The organism is Desulfobotulus sapovorans DSM 2055, from assembly GCF_059569355.1.
In genome coordinates this window covers 576,148-596,758 of sequence record NZ_JCANVJ010000001.1, presented here as the reverse complement: position 1 = coordinate 596,758, position 20,611 = coordinate 576,148, and the positions used below count along the sequence as shown (strand labels likewise).

The window sequence follows — 20,611 nt, the reverse complement described above, 5'->3', positions numbered from 1 at the left end:
TGATTCCCCCCCTTAATCAGTTCAGCTATCGTTCCCATGCTGGAGCGTGGGAACGATGGGTTCAATGCTGTATGGGTCAAATGAACGGCTGTTTTCCTCCCTCAAATGAAAGGAATTGCCATGCAGACACTCCGTTTTCTCACCGTATTCCTTCTTCTCCTCTCCACAACGGTATGGGCCAAAACCCCTGTCACCGTGTACGGGGATCACAACTATCCTCCCTATGCCTACCTTGAAGGCAAGGAGGCAAAGGGGATTTATACGGAAATCCTCAGAAAAGCCTTTTCGAGAATGCCGGACTACGCCGTCACCATCGAACTGGTACCCTGGGCCAGAGGCCTGAACTTCATTGAAACCGGAGAAGGCTTTGCCATCTTCCCTCCCTACCACCATCCCGCAGCCAGACCCTGGATCAAGCCCTATTCCGTTCCCATTCTGGAGGAAAGCGTGGTGGTCTTCTGCACCCAGGATACCCTGCCCAAATCCGGAAACCGCTGGCCTGAGGACTACTATGGCCTGACCATCGGTCTCAACCTCGGCTTCAAGCTGGGGGGAGACACGTTCTGGAAGGCCGTGGAGGAAAGAAAGATCCGGCTTGAAGAGGCCACGGGAAGCCGTCCCAATATCCTCAAGCTTGGCGCAAACCGCATTGACTGCTACATGAACGACAGACTTTCCGTGCTCTTTGAGCTGGACAGATTGAAAAAAAGCGGAGAATACAAGGGGGCAGCCTTTGTGGAAGGTGCCCTGGTTTCTTCCGAAAAGGGCTACCTTGGCTTCACGGACATGGATAAGGGGAAATTTCCCTTCAAGGAGGACTTTGTAAAAAAATTCAATGCAGAAATCCTCAGGATGCAGGCTTCCGGAGAACTCCAGAGCATTATTGACAGCCATATCAGCCGTTAAGGGATTCCGTTTTTCACCTGATCAGAAATTCAACACCGCAGGCCATCCTTAATTCGCCTTTCTAGGGATGTGCCTGCTCTATCTTTTTTCAAGGTGCTGACCATGCAAACACAACGCCGCCGGTTCCGAACCTCCCCAAGCCTCACCCGCAGAATCCTTTTCATTACGGCGGGCAGCCTTTTTACGGCCATGGTGCTGCTGACCCTTCTCACGGCAAGGATTCTGCTGGACGAATTGGAAAAAAGCCTCGTGCAGCAGCAGGAGGAGCGGGTGGACATGGTGGCAAGACGCATGGACAACGAACTCAGAACCCGGGCCAGCACTCTGGAAGGCTTTTCCCGCCATATCCATGATGGCGGGAAACTCTTTGCCACCCCGGACATTGAAAGGCTTCTTTCCACCCGCGTTCGCCTCCTCGAATATTTCAACGGCGGCATCGTGGTGGCGGATCAGAATGCCGTGGTCATCGCAGAAAGCATTTTTGTACCAGGCCGCATCGGTACAGGCTACAATGACAGGTCCCATGTGCAGGAAGCCAGGACAAATAAAAAAAGCATCTTCACACGGCCCTACATGGGAAAAGTCACAAAAACCCCCTTAAGCACCATCACCGTCCCCATCCTCTCCAGATCCGGCGAGGTTCTCGGCTTTCTCTTCGGCAATACCCTCCTTGCAGAAGACAACCTGTTCAGGGACATCAGTGAGGAAACCCTCGGACAGAGGGGAAAAACCCTGATTATTGATGCGAAACTGGGTCTTGTGGTCACGGCCTCGGACACGTCCATGGCCATGCAGCCTTTGCCCGAAAAAGGGGCTTCCGCCGTTCTTGATGCCGTTCTTTCCGGTGCTTCTGCCGGAAAGATCCGCGAACATACGGGAGACTCCCTGCTTTATGCCACAGCCCCCCTCGACAAAATGGGCTGGCAGGTCATTCAGATGCTCCCGGCAGAGGGAACCCTGGGGAAAGGGGCTTCCCTGATTTTTAAAATTTCCCTTCTGATCACATCCACCATGGTGCTGATTTCCCTCCTCATTCTTTTGTATCTCCGGAAAGAGCTTTTCCCCCTCAGAAAAGCGGCGGATACCATCAACGCCATGGCCGAAGGCCGGATGCCCGCCCAGCCCCTTCCCCTTGTCCGCATGGATGAGGTGGGAAAACTCTGCCTGGCCTTCAACCGCCTCCACACCCTGAGGGAGGAAAAGGTTCAGGAGCTGAAGGAGGAACGGGATTTTCTCAAAAGCCAGTTTCTCCAGTCTTCCGACGGCATTGCCCTTCTCGATCCGGAAACCTTCCATATTCTGGAATCCAACCCAAGGCTTTCGGAAATTCTGGGACTTCCCCATGCCTCCCTCAGGGATCAGTCCGTACTCACCCTGCTTGATACGGACAGACAGAGCCTGGAGCAGCACTTCAAGAAAGTTTCCAGCCTTCCGGACAGCGCGCCTGTGGAATACAGCATCCTCAACCCCGAAGGCCACAGCATCCATGTGATGATCAGCGCCACACGGGTACGCAAGGGGGAGCTGACCTGCATCATGGCCAATGTCCGCGACATCACGGAACAAAAGCAGAGCCTTCTGATGAAAAACGAATTTGTCTCCACGGTCAGCCACGAGCTGCGCACCCCGCTCACCGCCATCAGCGGGGCCCTGGGCCTGCTCATGGGGGGTGCCCTGGGAACGCTTCCCGAAAAGGCCGAAGGCATTCTTAAAATTGCCCACAGCAACTGCCGTCGCCTGTCCATGCTCATCAACGATCTTCTGGACATGGAAAAACTGAGTGCCGGCAAGCTGCGTTTTGATTTTTCGGAAGTGGATCTTCTCCTCCTTGTGAAAAAGTCCCTCGAAGAGAATACCGCCTATGCGGAAAAATTCGGGGTCACCCTGAGACTGGAAGGCCCTCCGAACCCCATCCCTGTGTATGTGGATCCCCAGCGTCTTCTTCAGGTACTGGCCAACCTCCTCTCCAATGCCATCAAATTTTCCCCCAAAGGCGAAGAGGTACGGATCCAGATCAGCCATCCGGACGGCCTCAGGGTGCGCCTTGCCGTTGAAGACCGGGGAGAAGGCATTCCGGAAAAATTCCGGCCCAGAATTTTTGAAAAATTCAGCCAGCTTGATGCCACGGACAGACGCAGCAGGGAAGGTACGGGGCTTGGTCTTGCCATCTCCAAGGCTCTGGTGGAAACCATGAAGGGCTGCATCGACTTTACCTCCGAAGAAGGAAAGGGCAGTATTTTTTATTTTGACCTTCCCCTTCTTACGGAAAAAGAAGCACCCATGGACTGCCTGCCTCCGGAAACCCTTTTCTCATCCTTCCCTTTGATGGACAGAAATGAAGCGATACGCCTGTCTTTGCAGAAAGAGGAACCGACAAAAAAACCCCGTCTCCTTGTGGCCGAAGAGGACAGGGATGTGGCCCTCCTGCTCCAGGATTTCCTGGAAAGAGCGGGCTATGCCGTCCATCGGGTCACGGATCACACAGAAATCAGAAAAGAACTGAAGAAGGGCTCTTATGCAGCCCTCATCCAGGATCTTCTCCTTCCCGACGGAAAGGGCCTGGATCTGATCCGCCAGCTCCGCTCCGACCCTGAAACCCGCGCCATCCCCATTGTGGGCATATCCGCCTCCGTGGAAGAGGGACGCCTTGTGCTGCGCGGGGCCTTCAACACCATCGACTGGCTGGAAAAACCCTTTGATCCGGAAAAGCTTCTGAAAATTGTGGAAAAGGCCATCCGGCAACATAAGGGGATCAAACCCCGTATCCTCCATGTGGAAGACGACCCGGATCTTGCCCAGATCCTTGCCACCATCGGTGAGGATCTGGCCGTCTTTGACCTGGCCCCAAGTCTTGCCCAAGCCAGGGAAAAACTGGGCCAGCAGTCCTATACCCTCATCATCCTGGATATTGCCCTGCCCGATGGTTCCGGATGGGAGCTGCTTCCCCTCCTGAAAACGCTTCAGCCCGTTCCGCCCGTGGTTCTGCTCTCTTCTTCTGAACCGGGGCACAGCCAGTCCCAGGCCGTGGAAGCTGTCCTGACCAAGGGCAAGGTCAGCAACACGGACATTCTCGAAACCCTGAAAGCCATCCTGAAAAATCCGGAGTCTTCCCATGAGAGCTGAGGGCTTTTCCCTGCGTGTCACCCTTCTTATCCCCCTGCTGCTGCTCACGGGCCTTACCATTGCAGGTGCATGGCCCATCTACCATTTCGGGGCCAGCGCATCCGTTGAAAAGGCCGCAAAACAGCTCCAGGCGGAACTCTCCACACGAATCTCCACCCATCTGCGCCATTTTCTCTCTCTGCCCCAGCGCATCAATGCTTCCAACGCCTCCCTTCTCATGGACGGCCTGCTGCCTCCGGAAAACCAGAGAATACTGGAAAGACATTTTGCCAGTCAGGTTCAGGAATTTCCCGAAGTGAGCAGCATCTATTTCGGCAATACGGAAGGTGGCCTTGCCAACAGCGGCAGGGAGCATGAGGGCGACGGAAGATATTTCATTGCCACAGATCATTTTCAGGCAGGCCCCTTCACCAAATTTGCCATGGCAGAAGACAGACAGCGGGGAGCTGTCCTGCTCCGCCTGCCCGGATTCGACAGCCGCATACGGCCCTGGTACACCAAGGCCGAAAATACGGGCAAAGCCACATGGAGTGACATCTATTTTCTTTTTAAAACGGAACAGATGGCCATTTCCGCCAGCAGACCCGTCTGGGCCCATGAGAATCAATTTTTAGGGGTTGTGGCCGTGGATCTTTTTCTCTCCCACATTCATGCCTTTCTGAAAGACCTTCACATCGGGAAAAAGGGCCATGCCTTTATCATGGAGCGCTCCGGACGCATGATCGCCTCCTCCCATCATGAAAATGATCTCTTCTATGATGAAAACAAGGTGCCCCAGAGGGTGGCAGCCATCCACAGCCCCTGTCCCGTGACCCGGGCCATCGCCCGCTTTGTCAGTGACAGAACGGAAGGCTTTCGGAATATCCCGGATGAAGGCCTGAAGATGAGCTTCACCCTGGAAAGGGAAAAACTGTACCTTTCCTTCACGCCCTTAAAGGATGCCTTTGGCATCGACTGGCTCATCTGCGTGGTGCTTCCGGAAAAGGACTTCATGGAAGAAATTGAAAAGGCCCGTAAGACCACCTTTGTCTTCGTCTGTATCGTGTTTTTTGCTGCCCTTCTCTTCACACTGACCCTCACGGAAAAAATATCCCGCCCCATTCTGAAGCTCCATGACTCCGCAGCCCACCTTGCGGAAGGAAAGGAACCTGAACCCTTCAGCCTGAAAAAAGCCCCCCGCGAAATCCGGGAACTGGCCCTGGCCTTTCTTCACATGGATACGTCCTTACGCCGCCATATGCAGGATCTCACCCATGAGATCCACGAAAGAAAAAATGCCGAAGAGACCTTACGGGAAAACGCCCGGCACACCCAGGCCATCCTGGACAATGCCCTGGACGCCATTATCACCATGGACAGTTTCGGCAACGTGGCTTCCTTCAACAAAGCTGCCACAAAAATTTTCGGGTATGAGGCCGATGAGGTGATCCACCACAACATCAAAATGCTCATGCCCGAACCCTACCACAGCGAACACGACGGCTACCTCGCCCGCTACCGGAACACCCGGATTCCAAAGGTGATCGGCATTGGCCGGGAGGTTTCGGGAAAACGCAAAAACGGGGAAACCTTTCCCCTGGATCTTGCCGTATCCGTTCTGGAAAGAAAAAATTCCCTGCTTTTTATCGGGATTCTGCGGGATATCACGGAAAGAAAGCGCATGGAAAACATGAAAGATGCCTTTGTCTCCACGGTGAGCCATGAACTCCGAACTCCCCTCACCTCCATCCGGGGAGCCTTGGGCCTGGTTACGGGCGGCGCCCTGGGGGCACTGCCCGACCCTGTGCAGCGCCTGTTGAGCATTGCCCTCAGCAACACCACCAAACTCACCCTGCTCATCAACGATCTCCTTGACATGGAAAAGCTCATTGCAGGGGAAATACACTTTGATCTCCAGACCCAGCCCCTGCTGCCCCTGGTGAAAAAATCCCTGGAAGACAACCAGAGCTATGGGGAAAAACATGGGGTTTCCTTTGTACTCCACGCAGACAGGGAGGATGTTCAGGTCCGTACCGATACGCTGAGGCTCCAGCAGGTGCTGGCCAACTTCCTGTCCAATGCGGCCAAATTTTCCCCGGAAGGCAAAAAGGTGGAAGTCTTTGTTCAGACCGAAGAGGATGAGCGGGTGCGGATTTCCGTAAAGGATGAGGGGCCGGGTATCCCGGAAGATTTCCGGTCTAAAATCTTTGAAAAATTTACCCAGGCCGATGCCTCGGACGAAAGACAGAAGGGTGGAACGGGTCTTGGTCTTGCCATCAGCCGGGAGATTGTGGCACATTTGGGGGGCGAAATCGGATTTGAATCCACGGAAGGCGAGGGAGCCACATTTTACGTCTCCCTTCCCCTTGTGAAAGAAAGAACGGAGACCCCGGTATGACGGCTTTGAAACGCATTGCCTATGTGGAAGATGAACCGGACATCCAGGAAGTGGCCCGTCTGGCCCTGGAGCTGGTGGGCGGTTTTACCGTAGCCCTGTTCTCCTCGGGCCAGGAGGCCCTGGACGGCATGGCGGCCTTCAGGCCCCAGCTCATTCTTCTCGATGTCATGATGCCCGGCATGGACGGGCCGTCCACCCTGATCCGCCTGCGGGAACAGGAAACCCTGAAGGAGGTCCCCGCGGTTTTCATGACCGCCAAGGTACAGACCCATGAGGTGGCCCATTACAAAGACCTTGGAGCCGTATCCGTCATTGCCAAGCCCTTTGACCCCATGACCCTTGCGGAAGAATTGCGTACCCTCTGGGAGCGATGTCATGAACCATGAAGATCAGGCCCTTTTTGCCAGGGAAATGGAGCTTCTGCGTCAGGGATACCGGGAAAAGCTTGTCACCCAGCTGAAGGATCTGGAAGCCCTGGCCGCAGACCTTCCCTTCAATCCGGAGGCTGCGCTACTGCTGGAAAAGCTCATCAGTGGTCTGCATAAAATTGCAGGGGGGGCGGGAATTTTCGGTATGCCCGAACTGGGGAAAAAGGCAAAAATCCTGGAAATTCAGGTGAAGGGAATGCGGGATCGCATGCTGCATTCTGCCCAGTGTACCCCGCCCGCTGGGGAGCTTCTCAGCGCCATCCAGACCCTCACCCTCCAGGATGTTCACCCCATAATCCCACAGGAGGAGACTTCAGACCCGCCCATGAAAAATCCTTCCCCCATTGCCGGAAGCACAGCTTCCCCTGACCCCCATGTCCTCATTCTGGATGCCAACACCCGTTCCGCAAAGGAGCTGGGACTCTCCTTAAGAAATTTCGGTTACATTCCCAGATACATGCGCACCCTCTCCCTTGAGAGGGAAGACGCTTCCGGCAAAGAACCCGCCGCCGTTCTCCTTGCCATGGAAGGGGATGGAAGCAGGGAGGGGGAGGAAATCCGATCCCTTTTTCAAGGCACCCCCCCCCTCATCGCCATAGCCGACAGTGCGGATTTCTCCCTGCGCCTTGCCGCTGCACGGGCCGGAGCCAAGGGCTTTTTCACCCGTCCCCTGGATGTGCCTAAGATTGTGGACTGTCTGGAACACCTCATCCGCAAAGAAGAAGCTGTTCCCTACCGGGTGCTCATTGTGGATGACGATCTTCTGCTGGCGGAGCACTTCCGCCTTGTCCTGAAAGCTGCGGGCATGGAAGTCCATACGGAATCCCAGCCGGAAAAGGTACTGGACAGGCTTTCCACCGCAAGGCCTGAGATCCTTCTCATGGATGTGCACATGGAAGGCTGTTCCGGGCCGGAGCTTGCCAACATTATCCGCATGGAGGAAGAGTGGGTGGGCATTCCCATCCTCTATATTTCCGGAGAAAAGGACATGAACGCCCAGATCCGGGCACTGGAAAGCGGAGGGGATGATTTCATCACCAAACCCGTGGAGGATGCCTACCTTGCAGCCACGGTTTCCGCCCATGTCTCCAGGGCCCGCAGGCTTTCCGAACTCATGGCCAAAGACAGCCTCACAGGCCTTTTAAAGCACATCCGCATCAAGGAAGCCCTGGAAGTGGAGATGAGCCGCTGCAACCGGGATGGCTCCTCCCTCTGTGTCATCATGCTGGATCTCGATCACTTCAAAAGGGTGAATGACACCTGGGGGCACAGCACGGGAGACCGGGTGATCAAAGCCCTGGCCCATCTTTTAACCCGCAGGCTGAGGCGAAGTGACAGCATTGGCCGCTACGGCGGTGAGGAATTCATGGCCGTACTGCCGGGATGCGGAACGGAAAAGGCAGAAGCTCTGATGGAAGAAATCCGCCTGAATCTGAAAAACATCCCCTTTCAGGCCAAGGGGGAAAACTTTACGGTGACGTGCAGCATCGGCATGGCCTGCTCCTGTCTTGGAGTTTCTGCGGAAGAACTTCTCCAGGCCGCAGACAAGGCCCTCTATCAGGCCAAGGAAGAAGGCCGGGATCGTATCTGCATCGCGCCCATGTTCTGCGCCTGAGGGCTTTTGTATGCTGACATGACTATCCCGCGCTTTTGGAAAATCATCAGGAATCGTCTTCTAAATATCCATAATATTAACAGAGATTTTAAAATGCCTGTTTTATCAATCTTTTTCGGTATTATTATCAGGATGAGGCACGATGATCACCCGCCTCCCCACATCCATGCAGCCTATCAGGGCTTTGAAGCCCTGGTAGAAATCAGAACCGGAATGATCATCAATGGCGATCTTCCCAAAAAAGCCGCAAAAATCGTTAAAGATTGGTGCCTTACACATCAGAACGAACTGCTGGATAACTGGGAGAGGGCGCAGCGTTTTGAACCCTTGGAACGCATACAAGGAGCTGACTATGATGATTAAAATTACAGAAGCAAAATATATTGGCGACTATCAGATAGAACTCTCTTTTTCCGATGGTGTGAAAGGTCTTTTTGATGGAAAAACCCTTATTCAAAAAAAGGGTTCCTTATTGGAGCCGTTAAAAGATCTTATTTTTTTTCAACGGTTTTTCATAGATTCTGGAGCACTCAGCTGGCCCCACGGCCTGGAACTGTCACCGACAAAACTTTATCAAAGCTGCAAACAGCATGAAGCTGCATGACTGTGATAAAGAAAATAGTCTAAGCTCGGAAGCCAAAAGATACAGTTCAAAAAATGGGGAAAACAATCCATGAATGTTTCGGAATTTCTGCTGCAAAGTTTTTCAAAAGCAGGCACAAGCCTTTGCTACGCCAATCCCGGCACCACGGAAATGCCCCTTGTGGCAGCCTTTGACAAATCCCAGGGGATGCGGCCCGTACTCTGCCTCTTTGAAGGGGTGGCCACGGGCGCTGCGGACGGCTTTTCCCGTATGTCCGGAAAACCCGGTCTGACCCTTCTCCATCTGGGGCCGGGATTTGCCAACGGCATTGCCAACCTCCACAACGCCAGACGGGCCAAAAGCCCTGTCATCAATCTTATCGGCGATCATGCCACCTGGCACAGGGGAGCCAATGCCCCCCTCACCATGCCCATTGAAGATCTGGCCGCCTCCCTCCCCGGATGGGTACGCCATGTCCACAGCCCGGAAACCCTGGCCCAGGATGCCACAGATGCCTGGGAAGCAGCCCTTTCCGGTCAGATCGCAAGCCTTGTCCTGCCCCACGATGTACAGGCCATGGAGATGACCGGAACCCAGATTTCCCTCTCCTCCCCTTCCCCTGCCCGCACCCACACCAGCCTTCTCGAAAATGTGGCAAGCTGCCTGAACAAGGCGGCAAAGCCCGCCCTCATTCTGGGAGGCAGGGCACTCAGTGCGCGGGGCCTTCTGGCAGCGGCAGCCATCTGTGCCAAAACCGGGGCCAGTCTTTTCATGGAAACCTTTCCCTCCCGGCTGGAAAGGGGGCAGAACCTGCCCGCACCGGAACGTATTCCCTATTTTCCTGAAGCGGCCATTGAAAGGCTCAGGAATTTTGACACCTTTCTCCTGGCGGACACCCCTGCGCCCGTAGCCTTTTTCGGTTATCCCGGCATCCCCGGAGAAATCCTGCAAGCGGATCAGAAACGGATTTTTCTTTCCGATTCCGGAGAAGACCCGGTTTTTGCCCTGGAAATGCTGCAAAAAATCCTGGAAGCCCCAAGGGAAGACATCCTCCTGCCCCATTCCCCCCTCAAAGGTGCAGAACCGGGGGACAAACTGGATATGGTTTCTCTGGGACTTCTCCTTGCAGCCAGCCAGCCTGAAAATGCCATTGTGGTGGATGAGGGCATCAGTTCGGGATTCTTCTATAATTTTTATGCCTCAGGTGCTCCCAGACATACGGCCCTCTCCATTACCGGAGGCGCCATCGGTTTTGGCCTTCCCTGTGCCATCGGTGCGGCCATGGCCTGCCCGGATCGCCCCGTCATCGGGCTTCAGGCCGACGGCAGCGCCATGTACACCTTTCAGGCACTCTGGACCCAGGCCCGAGAAAAACTGCCCATCACCACCATCCTCTGTGAAAATGGCGGCTACAATATTCTGGACATTGAAATGGCCCGTGCCGGTATGGCACATGGCCCCATGGCAGCCAGTCTCACAACCCTGAAAAATCCCGGTATCGGCTGGATGGGCCTTGCGGAAAGCCTGGGCGTTCCGGCCATGGAAGTCCGGACACCGGAGCAGCTCCAGAAAGCCCTGTCCGAAAGAAATTATATGGATGGCCCCCTCGTCATTGTGGCAAGGCTTTCTTCATGATAAGCAAAAAATGTGCGTGCCTGAGGGGTTTTAAATGATACAGACCTCCCTGTATCCGGTCTTTCCCGGGGAAGACCCATAAAAAAAGCACCTGTTTCCATTCCCATGAAAAAAGGATTTCCCATGAATTTTCAGGAAAAACTCATCTACCACCTGATCTATGGTCTTATGTGGATTCTGGGAGGATTCCCAAAATCCTGGCGTTTTGGAATGGCGGATGCCATTGGCCGCATCTGGTACAAGCTGGACAAAAGGCACCGCAGTCTGGCTCACAGAAACCTTGCCATGGTTTTTCCGGAAAAATCCGAAAAAGAAATCCGAACCATGGTGCTGCACACCTTCCAGCACTGGGGCCGCATGTTCTTTGACATCGGCTGGGGGCTGCACCTGGATGCCCGGAACATCTACCAGTACCTGGATATCGAAGGCATGGACAACTTCAGTACGGCCTACCGAAAAAGAAAGGGGATGATTCTCATTACAGGCCACATCGGCACCTGGGAAATCCTGCCCGCCTGCCTGGAACGTATCCGCCTTGCCAACAACACCATTTACCGCGTCATGGATTTCAAACCCCTGGATGCCTTCTTCCTCCGTGCCCGGACACGTCTCGGAGCCAACATGATCCCCCTGCGGAACTCCATCCCGGAAATCCATGCCAAACTGGCTGAAGGCGAAAGTATTGCCATTTTCATTGATCAGAACGCCAATACCCGAAACGGAGTTTTCATTGACTTCATGGGCCGCGATGCCTGCGCCTCCAAAGGCCCGGCCCTCCTCTCCCTTGCCACGGAAGCCGCTGTGGTTCCCGCCCTCATCGCCAGGGAGCAGGATCGCTACAAGATGATCTTTTATCCCGAAATTTCCCTGATCCGTACCGGTAATCCGGAAGAGGACATCCGTATCAACACCCAGCGTTACAACCAGGCCATTGAACAAATGGTTCTCCGGTATCCGGAACAGTGGCTCTGGGTACATGACCGCTGGAAAACCCAAAGACAGGTCGCCTGAAAACAGATTCCCGGGGAAAAAGGAAAGGCCATGTGGACAAAAATTCGGGAATGGCACAGAAAACGCATTCTGGAAAAGGTGCGCATGGATCGGGATCTTTGGGAAAGTGTGCGTACGGATCTTCCCATACTGGACACCATGGATCCGGATACCGCCTCAAAACTCCGGGATATGGCCTCCCTTTTCTGTCATGAAAAAAATTTTGAGGGCATCCACGGTCTTGAAGTGGATGCCTTCATGCGGGTCTATGTGGCCACGCTGGCCTGTCTGCCTGTCCTGACGCTGGGACTGTCCCACCTGGATACCCTGACCTCCGTCATCCTCTATCCGGCGGAATTCATCCCCAACCGTGAAGAGCAGGACGCCTCCGGTCTGGTTCATCAGCACAGAAATGTTCTTGCCGGAGAAGCCTGGAAGAACGGCCCCGTCGTTCTGTCCTGGGAAGATGTCCATGCTTCGGGCCAGGGAAGTGGATACAATGTGGTCATTCACGAAATCGCCCATATCCTCGATATGGAAAATGGCGAAGCCAATGGCTTTCCTCCCCTGCACCGTTCCATGGATGCCCGTGTCTGGACCCAGACCTTTCAGGCTGCCTGGCAGGATATCCACCAGCGGATCAAAAAAAATCTTCCCCTTGCCATCTCAGCCTATGCCGCCGAATCTCCAGGAGAATTCTTTGCTGTGTGCTGCGAATACTTCTTTGAGTGCCCCGCCCTCTTAAAAAGCCATTGGCCCGGTGTCCTGGAACAGCTCAGCCTTTTCTTTCATCCGCCCCTGAATGACAAACTCCATTAGGGAAGCGGAGAGATACCCATTGCCAAAAAAAATATTCTGACGTATTTCAGACAAGTTTCCCTTTTTTGGTGTGCCGTGTTCCAAAGACCGGCTTGATGGAATGGTGCTTATTTTTTAAGGAGAAGGTCATGAAAAAATGTGTTTATGGGCCTGTAGTCGCGTTCTGTCTTGTCCTGCTTTTCACATCTGTTCCCATGATGGCCAGAGCCGACGATGTGCTCGACAGCATCAAGGAAGCTGTGGACTTCTACAAAGAGGGCAGCTATTCCGAAGCCGTATCCAGCCTGAACTATGCAAGCCAGCTCATTTCCCAAAAAAAGGCCGGGGTTCTGGAAGGTCTTCTCCCTGCTCCCCTGGATGGATGGATCCGTGAAAATACGGAATCCCAGGCCGTAAGCAGCTCCATGTTTGGCGGCGGTATCGGTGCCAATGCCAACTATGCAAAAAAAACAGGACAGGATGATGAATACGATTTCCCAAGGGTTCAGATCAAAATCGCCGCAGACTCCCCCGTACTCCAGGGCATGATGGCCATGATGAGCAACCCCATGTTCATGGGGAGCGATGGTGGCAAGCTGGAACGTATCAAAGGCCAGCAGGCCGTTGTCAAGTATGATGCCCAGAATCTCTCCGGGGATATCAACATCACCGTTTCCCAGCGTTTCCTCGTTACCCTGGAAGGCAACAATGTCACCAAGGAAGACCTCATGGCCTATGCCAATTCCATAGACTACAAAAAACTGGCAACCCTGCCCTGATTTTACAGATCCGCAAACAGGGGACAGACACGCAGAAACTCCTCCCCTACAGAATCCGGGCAGAATCCGGCCTGGTTCCCGCAGGGGAGGATGTGGACAAACTGAGGTGCAGGGCGTATCTCCATCTTCTGCCTCACGGCAGTTTGTCTTTTACGGATTACCATCCTGCTTCAGTGATCGTTCCCATGCTCCAGCGTGGAAACGATGGGATCAATGCTGCATCAGCAAAATCTGCAACTGCATGGCTGAGTCAGGGGGATAATCAAATTTCTTTTTACGGAAAAAGTCATGGCTGACACATCCCTTCTCACCTGTCTGTTTGCTCTGCTCCTCCTCACCCTGGCTCCCGGAGCGGATACCCTCCTTGTCATCCGCAACACCCTCAGGGGAGGCTGGCGGGAGGGAGACGTCACCTCTCTGGGAGTCTGCTGCGGCCTTTTTGTCCATGCAGGACTTTCGGCCTGTGGCATTTCCCTCATTCTCCTGCGTTCGGCCAACGCTTTTTTCCTGCTGAAAACCCTGGGTGCCCTCTATCTCATCTGGCTTGGGCTGAAAAGCCTGTGCACCGCCCTGAAAAAAGAAAATATTTCCCCCCCCATCCGTTCTGAAAAAAAACAGAGTGTTGCTTTCGCCCCTCCGCTGAAGGCCTTTCAGGAAGGATTTCTGTCCAATGTTCTCAATCCCAAAACCGGGGTCTTTTACATGGCCTTCCTGCCCCAGTTCATCCGCTCCGAAGATCCCGTCCTCAGTCAGTCCCTCTTTCTGGCAGGCCTGCATTTTATCATGGCCCTTTCCTGGCTTTGCCTTGTGGCCCATGGGCTGCATCACCTCCGCCGTTTTTTTCAGAATCCCGCCTGCACGCGCTGGATGGAAGGCGTCAGTGGCGGACTTCTTGTCGGACTGGGGCTCCGTCTGGGGTTGGGGAAAATACTGCACTAAAGAACTGAAGCCCCTCTGTCCTGCCCGACCTTTTTTGGCTCTCAGACAAAACGCAAAAAAAATTTTGCTTTGCAACAAAAAAAAGCTGAACTGTCTGTGCTTTTGTTCTAAGATCCACCTCAGGTTTCTGTAATCAGGGGTCCAGACAGACAGCCGGTTTCACCTTTAAAGTTCTCATGCCCTGCAACCGGTAACGGTTTCCCACATGCCATGCCCTATTGACGCCTCTTGCCAGGAAAAAATGCCATGGAAACCCTCTCCGCCCACAATGTTCTCGTTATGCTGCTTTCCCTGGGAACACTTCTGGCCGCAGCCAGAATTCTGGGAGAACTGGCCCAGCGTTTCCGCCAGCCTGCGGTTCTGGGGGAACTGCTGGCCGGTGTGCTGCTGGGGCCGACCATACTGGGTTCCCTTGCACCGGAACTCAGCCTTCTTCTCTTTCCTCCCACAGGTCCCAATGCCATCGCCCTGGACACCATTGCGACCCTGGCCATCATCCTTTTTCTCATGGTCGCGGGGATTGAGGTGGATCTGTCCACCATATGGAAACAGGGCAGTACGGGCATCCGTGTAGGAATCATGAGCCTCTGCATCCCCTTTGTGCTGGGTTTTGCCGCTGCGTGGTTACTGCCTGGAACGCTGGGGTGCGAAGAAGGGGCCTCTTTCCTTGTTTTCGGTCTCTTTTTTGCCATCGGAATTTCCATTTCCGCCCTGCCCATCATTGCCAAGACTTTGATGGACATGGATCTTTACCGCAGCGATCTCGGCATGATTGTGGTCAGTGCCGCCATTTTCAATGATCTTGTGGGCTGGATGATCTTTGCCATTATCCTGGGACTGCTGGACACCACCACCCTGCGGACCGCATCCATCGCCATGACCATCTTCATGACCCTCACCTTCTCCATCACCATGCTGACCCTGGGCCGAACCCTCATTCACAGAATGCTTCCCTTTGTACAGGCCTATACCCGGTGGCCCGGTGGGGAACTGAGTTTTGCCCTGGTACTTGCCCTGCTGGGAGCCGCCTTCAGTGAATGGATCGGAATCCATGCCATGTTCGGTGCCTTTCTGGTGGGAGCCGCTTTAGGAGACTCCGCTCACCTGCGGGAACGTACCCGCTTTACCATCGACCACTTTGTTTCCTATATTTTTGCACCGGTATTTTTTGCCAGCATTGGTCTCAAGGTCAACTTTCTGGCCCATTTTGATCTGAAACTGGTTCTCATCGTGCTGAGCCTGGCCTGCTGCTGCAAAATCACAGGGGGCTACATCGGGGCCCGATGGGGGGGGATGCCTCCCAGAGAATCCTGGGCTGTAGGCTCTGCCATGGTTTCCGTCGGAGCCATGGGAATCATTGTCGGCGTACTGGCCCTGAATGCCGGTATCATTGAAGAGCGTCTCTTTGTCGCTCTGGTGATCATGGCCATGCTCACCTCCATGATCAGCGGGCCCATGATCCGCGGCATCCTCCAGTATCCCCACAGAATCCGCCTGCCCGATATGCTGATTTCCCGTTTTTTTCTTCAGAGTCTGAGCGCGACAGATCGCAGAATGGCCATACGTGAAATGCTTTTACCCCTCTCCCAGAGCCAGGGGCTGGATGCCCTTCTTCTGGAAGCTGCGGTATGGGAAAGGGAAGAGGCTCTCAGTACGGGGATCGGCAAGGGAATTGCCATTCCCCATGCCCGTATTGAGGGCCTGAAGCAGAGCCTCGTTGTGGTGGGAATTTCCTCTGGAGGCATAGACTTTGATGCACCGGACGACAAACTCGCCCATATCCTTTTTCTGATCCTGACCCCTGCTTCGGATCCTGGCGCACAGCTTTCCATTGCTTCGGAAATAGCAGGAATTTTTCGCAGGGAAAATATGCTGGAACGGGCCTTGAAAACAAAAAATTTCACGGATTTTCTGGCCTTGATGAGTACCTCTTCGGGAAAAGTTCACACCTGACAAGGCTTCAGAAATCAGGGCATCCATCCACCTTCTTCCATCACCTGCAATGCGCCCTGTAAAGTTCCAGGGTTCTTTCACACATCACCTCTGTGGTGAAATGGGTCAGCATACGGTGTCGTCCCATGAGGCCCATACGCTGCCGCAGCTCCGGGTTTTCCAGAAGTATCCGGAGCTTTGCCGCAAGATCCTGTCTGTCCTCCGGTATAAAAAAGAGCCCTGTTTCCCCTTCCACCACAATTTCAAGACTGCCCCCATGGGCAGAGGCCAGCACAGGTTTTCCCATCATCCCTGCTTCAGCCAGAATACGGCCAAAGGATTCGGGTTTCCGGGAAGGAGAAACCAAAAAATCCGAAGCTGCCAGAAGTTCCGGCATGTCCTTCCGGTACCCGGCAAAAATCACCCGGTTCCCGAAGGGGGTCGCCTGGGACTGAAGACTTTGGGCATAATCGGGATTTTCCGCAGGATCCCCCACAAAAATCAGCTTCCATGGAAGATGCTGCACGCTTTCCAGGGCGTCAAGCAGCAGATCCTGGCCCTTGATGCGGGAAAAACGGCCAGGCATCAGAATCAGCGGGGTGTCCGGGTCACATCCCCAGGCCCTGCGCAGATTCTCCCGTGTTCCGGGAAGAAGGGCTTCGGGGTCAAAACGTCTGCTGTCCGCGCCTCTTGGGATACAGACCAGCCGGTCGGGATCCATGGCATAATTCTCCAGAATATGGTTTTTTATGCTCTCGGATACCGCAATCACCCGCTCGCCACGGGTCATGATGGCACTGTAGGCATTGACGGAATAGACCCCATGAAAGGTTGTCACCAGAAGGGGACGTTTCTTTTCCGGAAGACTCTTCCAGGCCAGATACCCGGCCCAGGCCGGAACCCGGGAACGCAGATGCAGCACGTCCGCATCCTGAAAAAGACGGCGCAGGGCCGGAAGATGAAAAAGGGGCCTTGGCGATTTTTCTCCGATGAAGGCCATGGGAATGTGGGTGCTTCCCCCGGTTTCCAGATCCTTCACCATGCGGCCTCCCCTTGAAATCACAAGGGATCTGTGGCCATGGGCCACAAGATAGTTGCCCAGCTCCAGGGTTCCCTGCTCCACACCGCCGGTTTCAAGATCCGGCAGCATCTGCACCACGTTCAACGTTCTCTCCACCATCGTTGCACGGCCTCCCTTGCCGCACGGCCTGCCTCATCCAGCAGCACCTTTTTTTCGGTTCCCTCTTCCCCCGGATAAAAAATCCAGCCCTCCCTGTGCAAAAGCTCAAGGCTTTTTTCAAACTTGTTGCCGGGCCGCTTCCAGTTCACGGGCAAGACCCCCACCCGGCATCCGGCACTTAAGGCTTCATAGACCATGGACATGCTGTCTGCGGAAATCCAGGCCTCTGCACTTCTGGCATAGGCCGCTTCCACCCATCCCGGAGCGGTTTCCGAAAACGGAAAAAAAGAAGCATGGGGAAAGGCTGTCACAAGCGTCTTCAGGGCAGCTTCCGTCTCCTTCGGTGTCCTCGGGGAAGAACTGATCTCCCAGAAGGCCCTTCTGCCGCTCTCCAGCAGGCTGCGGATCTGGACAAGAAGTCTGTCGCTGTCCCAGACATGGCTGGAAGCATCCAGACCGCCCACAAGAATCAAACCAAGCTCCTTGCGCCGCTCACCTCCCAGACCCTGTCTGCAGGGTGGCCCCAGGGTTCCCAGCACATTTCCACCGGATACCCTGCCATCGTGGAGGGGGGAAAGCACCAGATCCACATGATGCCGCACCCAGAGATCCGGCGTCATGCAGACAAGGCTTCTTGCCCCGAAATGCCGGGCAAAAAGCAGAAGCGCCCCGTGGGTGTGGCTGCCCGCAGCCATGATCAGATGAGGGTAAAAATCCTCTGCCTCCCATCCCCATTTCCGGAGAAGACCCCGCCTCTGAAAAGGAAAAATCCGGGTATACCCTTCCTGAAACCGTGAAAAAAAAGCAAAAGCTCTGCCTTCCGGAACCCGGAACCAGCAGCTTTCCACTTCTGCCATGCGGCCAAAGGCCTCCACCATGGCTAAAGTCTGCTTTTCGTGACCGGGTCTGCCGTCTCCGATGCAGAGAATACGAAGGGGCTGGGGTATCATGATGTCCTTTCCGCTGCACCGGCAGCCAGAAAACCAAGCTTCTCCTTCAGCCAGGAGTCAAAGGCTTTTCCGAAAAAAACCATATCCACATCCAGCACATGGAGTTTCAGGGGCCAGAGGGACGCATCGGGCAGCTTCACCGCATCCTTGGCCGTGGTGACAAGGGCCTCTGCTCCTGCCTTCCGTGCCGTCTCCACCAGGATGCGCATATCCCCGGAGCGGTAGGAATGATGATCCGGAAAGGCAAGGGATGTGGCAAGCCTCCATCCGGATCGGCTCAGGCCCTGGGCAAAGCCTTCTGGATCTGCAATACCGGAAAAGGCCAGTACCCTTTCCGGGGGAATGCTTCCCCCGTCTGCCCGGGGCCAGGCAACACTCCGCCGGGCACTACGGAATACGGGAAGGTGTCCGGAAAAAAGGGATGCCGGAAGGTCGCCTGGCCCGTTCTCCTCCTCCGGACAGTGGGTCAGAATCAGGCCATGGGCACGCAGCAGGGCAGACGGTTCTTCCCGCAGGCTTCCTCTCGGCAGCAGGCGGCCATTTCCCAACGGACGGCGGGTGTCCAGAAGCACAAGATCCAGATCCCTGTAGAGTTTTCTATGCTGAAAACCATCATCGAGCAGCACAATCCCCGCCCCTTCCGCCACAGCCCGGAGGCCGCTCCGGTAACGATCCGAACCGACATAGACCGATGCCGTCGTGGTTTTTGCCAGCAGAAAAGGCTCGTCTCCCGCCTGTTCCGGGCCAAGGAACAGATTTTTTCCGTCGGAAACCCGTCCTCCCCGTTTTTCCAGCGCACCGCCATATCCCCGGCTCAGGATGGCCACATGAAGACCTTCTGCCCCGAGCATCCGGGCGAGAAAACGCACAAAGGGGGTTTTGCCTGTCCCCCCTGCCACGATATTGCCCACGGAAATCACGGGAACCGGAAGACGCTCCGGGATCCTCTCATCAAAACGGCGGTTTCTGTAACGGATGGCGCCTCTGTACCCCTTCTCCAGAAGACTCAGCAGGCTATCCAAGCCGTCGGCATCCCTGCCCGATCGCAACAGGCGTTTCGTCATTTTATCGCGAATCATCGCTTCTCCAGATTTTCCAAAACAAAGGAAACAGCCCGTGCCACAGCCCCCTTCCCTTCCAGAACAAAGGCCTTACCGCAGTCTCCCGCCCTCTGTCTGGCCCCGGCATGTCGCATCCAGTAAAGAAGCTGGTCTGCCATACCTGTGGCATCCCGTATCTCAAAGGCGGCTCCCCGGTCACAGAGTCCCCGCCAGCTTTCCGTGAAATCCTCCGTATGCGGCCCCATGAGTACGGGAATCCCGGCCATGGCAGGCTCCAGGGGATTGTGCCCCCGAAGGGGAACCAGACTGCCCCCCACAAAGGCGGCATCTCCCAGAGCATAGAGATCCGCAAGCAGGCCCATCTGATCCACAAGGATGAGGGAAGCCGCTTCCGGAGGGTGTGCGGAAAAAATAAAGGCCTCCTGTCCTCCTGCGGCAAACCCCTTTTCAAGCAGAAGACTTTTATCCGGATGCCTTGGCACCACAAGGGTCAACAGATTCTCATTTTTGAGAAGCCCAAGGGTTTGCGCCACAATCCCTTCTTCTCCGGGATGGAGGCTGCCGCAGATCCATATGAAGTCGGCCCTTCTTTTTTCTATGAAACACCGCAGCTCCGAAAGATCCGGATTTCTGGGATCGGGCAGTGCCCTGTCATGCTTGGCATTGCCCCAGGGCAAAATCCGGGACGGGGGAAGGCCCAGACAGGAAAGCCGTCTGGCATCCTCGGGACTCTGGGGCATCACGGCCCGAAACCGGGCCATGGCTGGATACATGAGAGAGGAAAACCGGGCATACCCTGTCAGGGTTTTGTCCGATATTCTGACATTCATCCAGAGAGAAGGAATGCCTTTTCGCCCGAGACGGTACATGAAAAAAGGCCAGAGATCCGTTTCCACCAGCACAAAAAAATCTGGAGAAAGATCCCGCAGTATCCGGGAGACGGCCAAGGGATGATCCAGGGGAAAATACCGCAGGGCCTCAACCTTTCCGGAAAGCGCCCGGGTGGCGGCCTCCATCCCGCTGCGGGTGGAAACCGTCATCACAAGACGCAGACCGCGGACGGTATGCAGCGCCTCCATGAGGGGAAGGGCGGAAAGAACCTCACCAAGGGAAAGGGCATGTACCCAGACAAGAGCGCCCTCTTTCGGGTGCAGGGGCTGGGAAACGGGCCAGAAACGCTGTCGGAAACGGGGGGGCAGAGAAAAACAGAGAGACAAACAGAAAAAAAAAGGAAGAAGAACAAGGGCAAGCGATCCCGCAAGAAGGGCATACAGCATCAAGCAAAGGAAGGTACCGCACATCTTCATACTCCACG

At 54.9% G+C, this 20,611-nt stretch carries 17 protein-coding genes; 13 read left to right on the top strand and 4 right to left on the bottom strand.

Features of this window, described 5'->3' with window-relative positions; translation table 11 throughout:
- Positions 1 to 120 precede the first annotated feature (120 nt).
- The 13 genes from BR04_RS02520 (at position 121) to BR04_RS02460 (ending at position 16,126) form a co-directional block, all read left to right on the top strand.
- The gene (locus tag BR04_RS02520; protein WP_496354404.1) at positions 121 to 906 is read left to right on the top strand and encodes a substrate-binding periplasmic protein; all 786 of its coding nucleotides are present in this window, start codon (positions 121 to 123) and stop codon (positions 904 to 906) included.
- A 102-nt stretch (positions 907 to 1,008) separates the two neighbouring features.
- On the top strand, positions 1,009 to 4,029 hold the full coding sequence (locus BR04_RS02515; protein WP_496354402.1) for an ATP-binding protein: 3,021 nt from the start codon (positions 1,009 to 1,011) through the stop codon (positions 4,027 to 4,029).
- Entirely contained in the window at positions 4,019 to 6,406 is a 2,388-nt protein-coding gene (locus BR04_RS02510; RefSeq protein WP_496354401.1) for an ATP-binding protein, read from the top strand. The genes BR04_RS02515 and BR04_RS02510 overlap by 11 nt, the downstream gene beginning before the upstream one ends.
- Complete coding sequence (locus BR04_RS02505; RefSeq protein WP_496354400.1) at positions 6,403 to 6,792, top strand: response regulator; 390 nt, start codon at positions 6,403 to 6,405, stop codon at positions 6,790 to 6,792. The genes BR04_RS02510 and BR04_RS02505 overlap by 4 nt, the downstream gene beginning before the upstream one ends.
- On the top strand, positions 6,782 to 8,449 hold the full coding sequence (locus BR04_RS02500; protein WP_496354399.1) for a diguanylate cyclase: 1,668 nt from the start codon (positions 6,782 to 6,784) through the stop codon (positions 8,447 to 8,449). Before BR04_RS02505 ends, BR04_RS02500 begins: the two co-directional genes overlap by 11 nt.
- An 18-nt stretch (positions 8,450 to 8,467) precedes the next feature.
- Complete coding sequence (locus tag BR04_RS02495) at positions 8,468 to 8,812, top strand: DUF4160 domain-containing protein (protein WP_496354398.1); 345 nt, start codon at positions 8,468 to 8,470, stop codon at positions 8,810 to 8,812.
- Complete coding sequence (locus BR04_RS02490; protein WP_496354397.1) at positions 8,802 to 9,053, top strand: DUF2442 domain-containing protein; 252 nt, start codon at positions 8,802 to 8,804, stop codon at positions 9,051 to 9,053. Before BR04_RS02495 ends, BR04_RS02490 begins: the two co-directional genes overlap by 11 nt.
- Before the next feature lie 69 nt (positions 9,054 to 9,122).
- Positions 9,123 to 10,667 carry an acetolactate synthase large subunit gene (locus BR04_RS02485; protein ID WP_496354396.1) on the top strand — a complete coding sequence of 515 codons (1,545 nt, stop codon included), beginning with the start codon at positions 9,123 to 9,125 and terminating at the stop codon, positions 10,665 to 10,667.
- Positions 10,668 to 10,790: 123 nt separating this feature from the next.
- Positions 10,791 to 11,678, top strand: coding sequence for a lysophospholipid acyltransferase family protein (locus BR04_RS02480; RefSeq protein ID WP_496354395.1), 888 nt, complete (start codon positions 10,791 to 10,793; stop codon positions 11,676 to 11,678).
- A 30-nt stretch (positions 11,679 to 11,708) separates the two neighbouring features.
- Entirely contained in the window at positions 11,709 to 12,476 is a 768-nt protein-coding gene (locus BR04_RS02475; protein WP_496354394.1) for a M90 family metallopeptidase, read from the top strand.
- A 128-nt stretch (positions 12,477 to 12,604) separates the two neighbouring features.
- Entirely contained in the window at positions 12,605 to 13,234 is a 630-nt protein-coding gene (locus tag BR04_RS02470; protein ID WP_496354393.1) for a hypothetical protein, read from the top strand.
- 288 nt (positions 13,235 to 13,522) lie between these two features.
- Positions 13,523 to 14,173, top strand: coding sequence for a LysE family translocator (locus BR04_RS02465; protein WP_496354392.1), 651 nt, complete (start codon positions 13,523 to 13,525; stop codon positions 14,171 to 14,173).
- A gap of 246 nt (positions 14,174 to 14,419) precedes the next feature.
- Positions 14,420 to 16,126 carry a cation:proton antiporter domain-containing protein gene (locus tag BR04_RS02460; protein ID WP_496354391.1) on the top strand — a complete coding sequence of 569 codons (1,707 nt, stop codon included), beginning with the start codon at positions 14,420 to 14,422 and terminating at the stop codon, positions 16,124 to 16,126.
- 40 nt (positions 16,127 to 16,166) lie between these two features.
- Here BR04_RS02460 and BR04_RS02455 read toward each other — a convergent pair whose 3' ends face one another.
- Genes BR04_RS02455 through BR04_RS02440 form a run of 4 tightly spaced genes read right to left on the bottom strand, consistent with a single transcriptional unit; the run spans position 16,167 to position 20,597 of the window.
- On the bottom strand, positions 16,167 to 17,285 hold the full coding sequence (locus tag BR04_RS02455) for a glycosyltransferase family 4 protein (RefSeq protein ID WP_496354390.1): 1,119 nt from the start codon (positions 17,283 to 17,285) through the stop codon (positions 16,167 to 16,169).
- Entirely contained in the window at positions 17,267 to 18,235 is a 969-nt protein-coding gene (locus BR04_RS02450; RefSeq protein WP_496354389.1) for an ELM1/GtrOC1 family putative glycosyltransferase, read from the bottom strand. The genes BR04_RS02455 and BR04_RS02450 overlap by 19 nt, the downstream gene beginning before the upstream one ends.
- A complete protein-coding gene (gene lpxK, locus BR04_RS02445; protein ID WP_496354388.1) occupies positions 18,232 to 19,314 on the bottom strand; it encodes a tetraacyldisaccharide 4'-kinase in 1,083 nt (360 codons plus the stop codon). The genes BR04_RS02450 and lpxK overlap by 4 nt, the downstream gene beginning before the upstream one ends.
- Complete coding sequence (locus tag BR04_RS02440; RefSeq protein WP_496354387.1) at positions 19,311 to 20,597, bottom strand: 3-deoxy-D-manno-octulosonic acid transferase; 1,287 nt, start codon at positions 20,595 to 20,597, stop codon at positions 19,311 to 19,313. The genes lpxK and BR04_RS02440 overlap by 4 nt, the downstream gene beginning before the upstream one ends.
- Positions 20,598 to 20,611: the final 14 nt, after the last annotated feature.

Coding starts and splice junctions, on each gene's coding strand:
- BR04_RS02520 (WP_496354404.1), top strand. CDS start 121: ATGCAGACACTCCGTTTTCTCACCGTATTCCTTCTTCTCCTCTCCACA.
- BR04_RS02515 (WP_496354402.1), top strand. CDS start 1,009: ATGCAAACACAACGCCGCCGGTTCCGAACCTCCCCAAGCCTCACCCGC.
- BR04_RS02510 (WP_496354401.1), top strand. CDS start 4,019: ATGAGAGCTGAGGGCTTTTCCCTGCGTGTCACCCTTCTTATCCCCCTG.
- BR04_RS02505 (WP_496354400.1), top strand. CDS start 6,403: ATGACGGCTTTGAAACGCATTGCCTATGTGGAAGATGAACCGGACATC.
- BR04_RS02500 (WP_496354399.1), top strand. CDS start 6,782: ATGAACCATGAAGATCAGGCCCTTTTTGCCAGGGAAATGGAGCTTCTG.
- BR04_RS02495 (WP_496354398.1), top strand. CDS start 8,468: ATGACTATCCCGCGCTTTTGGAAAATCATCAGGAATCGTCTTCTAAAT.
- BR04_RS02490 (WP_496354397.1), top strand. CDS start 8,802: ATGATGATTAAAATTACAGAAGCAAAATATATTGGCGACTATCAGATA.
- BR04_RS02485 (WP_496354396.1), top strand. CDS start 9,123: ATGAATGTTTCGGAATTTCTGCTGCAAAGTTTTTCAAAAGCAGGCACA.
- BR04_RS02480 (WP_496354395.1), top strand. CDS start 10,791: ATGAATTTTCAGGAAAAACTCATCTACCACCTGATCTATGGTCTTATG.
- BR04_RS02475 (WP_496354394.1), top strand. CDS start 11,709: ATGTGGACAAAAATTCGGGAATGGCACAGAAAACGCATTCTGGAAAAG.
- BR04_RS02470 (WP_496354393.1), top strand. CDS start 12,605: ATGAAAAAATGTGTTTATGGGCCTGTAGTCGCGTTCTGTCTTGTCCTG.
- BR04_RS02465 (WP_496354392.1), top strand. CDS start 13,523: ATGGCTGACACATCCCTTCTCACCTGTCTGTTTGCTCTGCTCCTCCTC.
- BR04_RS02460 (WP_496354391.1), top strand. CDS start 14,420: ATGGAAACCCTCTCCGCCCACAATGTTCTCGTTATGCTGCTTTCCCTG.
- BR04_RS02455 (WP_496354390.1), bottom strand. CDS start 17,285: ATGGTGGAGAGAACGTTGAACGTGGTGCAGATGCTGCCGGATCTTGAA.
- BR04_RS02450 (WP_496354389.1), bottom strand. CDS start 18,235: ATGATACCCCAGCCCCTTCGTATTCTCTGCATCGGAGACGGCAGACCC.
- lpxK (WP_496354388.1), bottom strand. CDS start 19,314: ATGATTCGCGATAAAATGACGAAACGCCTGTTGCGATCGGGCAGGGAT.
- BR04_RS02440 (WP_496354387.1), bottom strand. CDS start 20,597: ATGTGCGGTACCTTCCTTTGCTTGATGCTGTATGCCCTTCTTGCGGGA.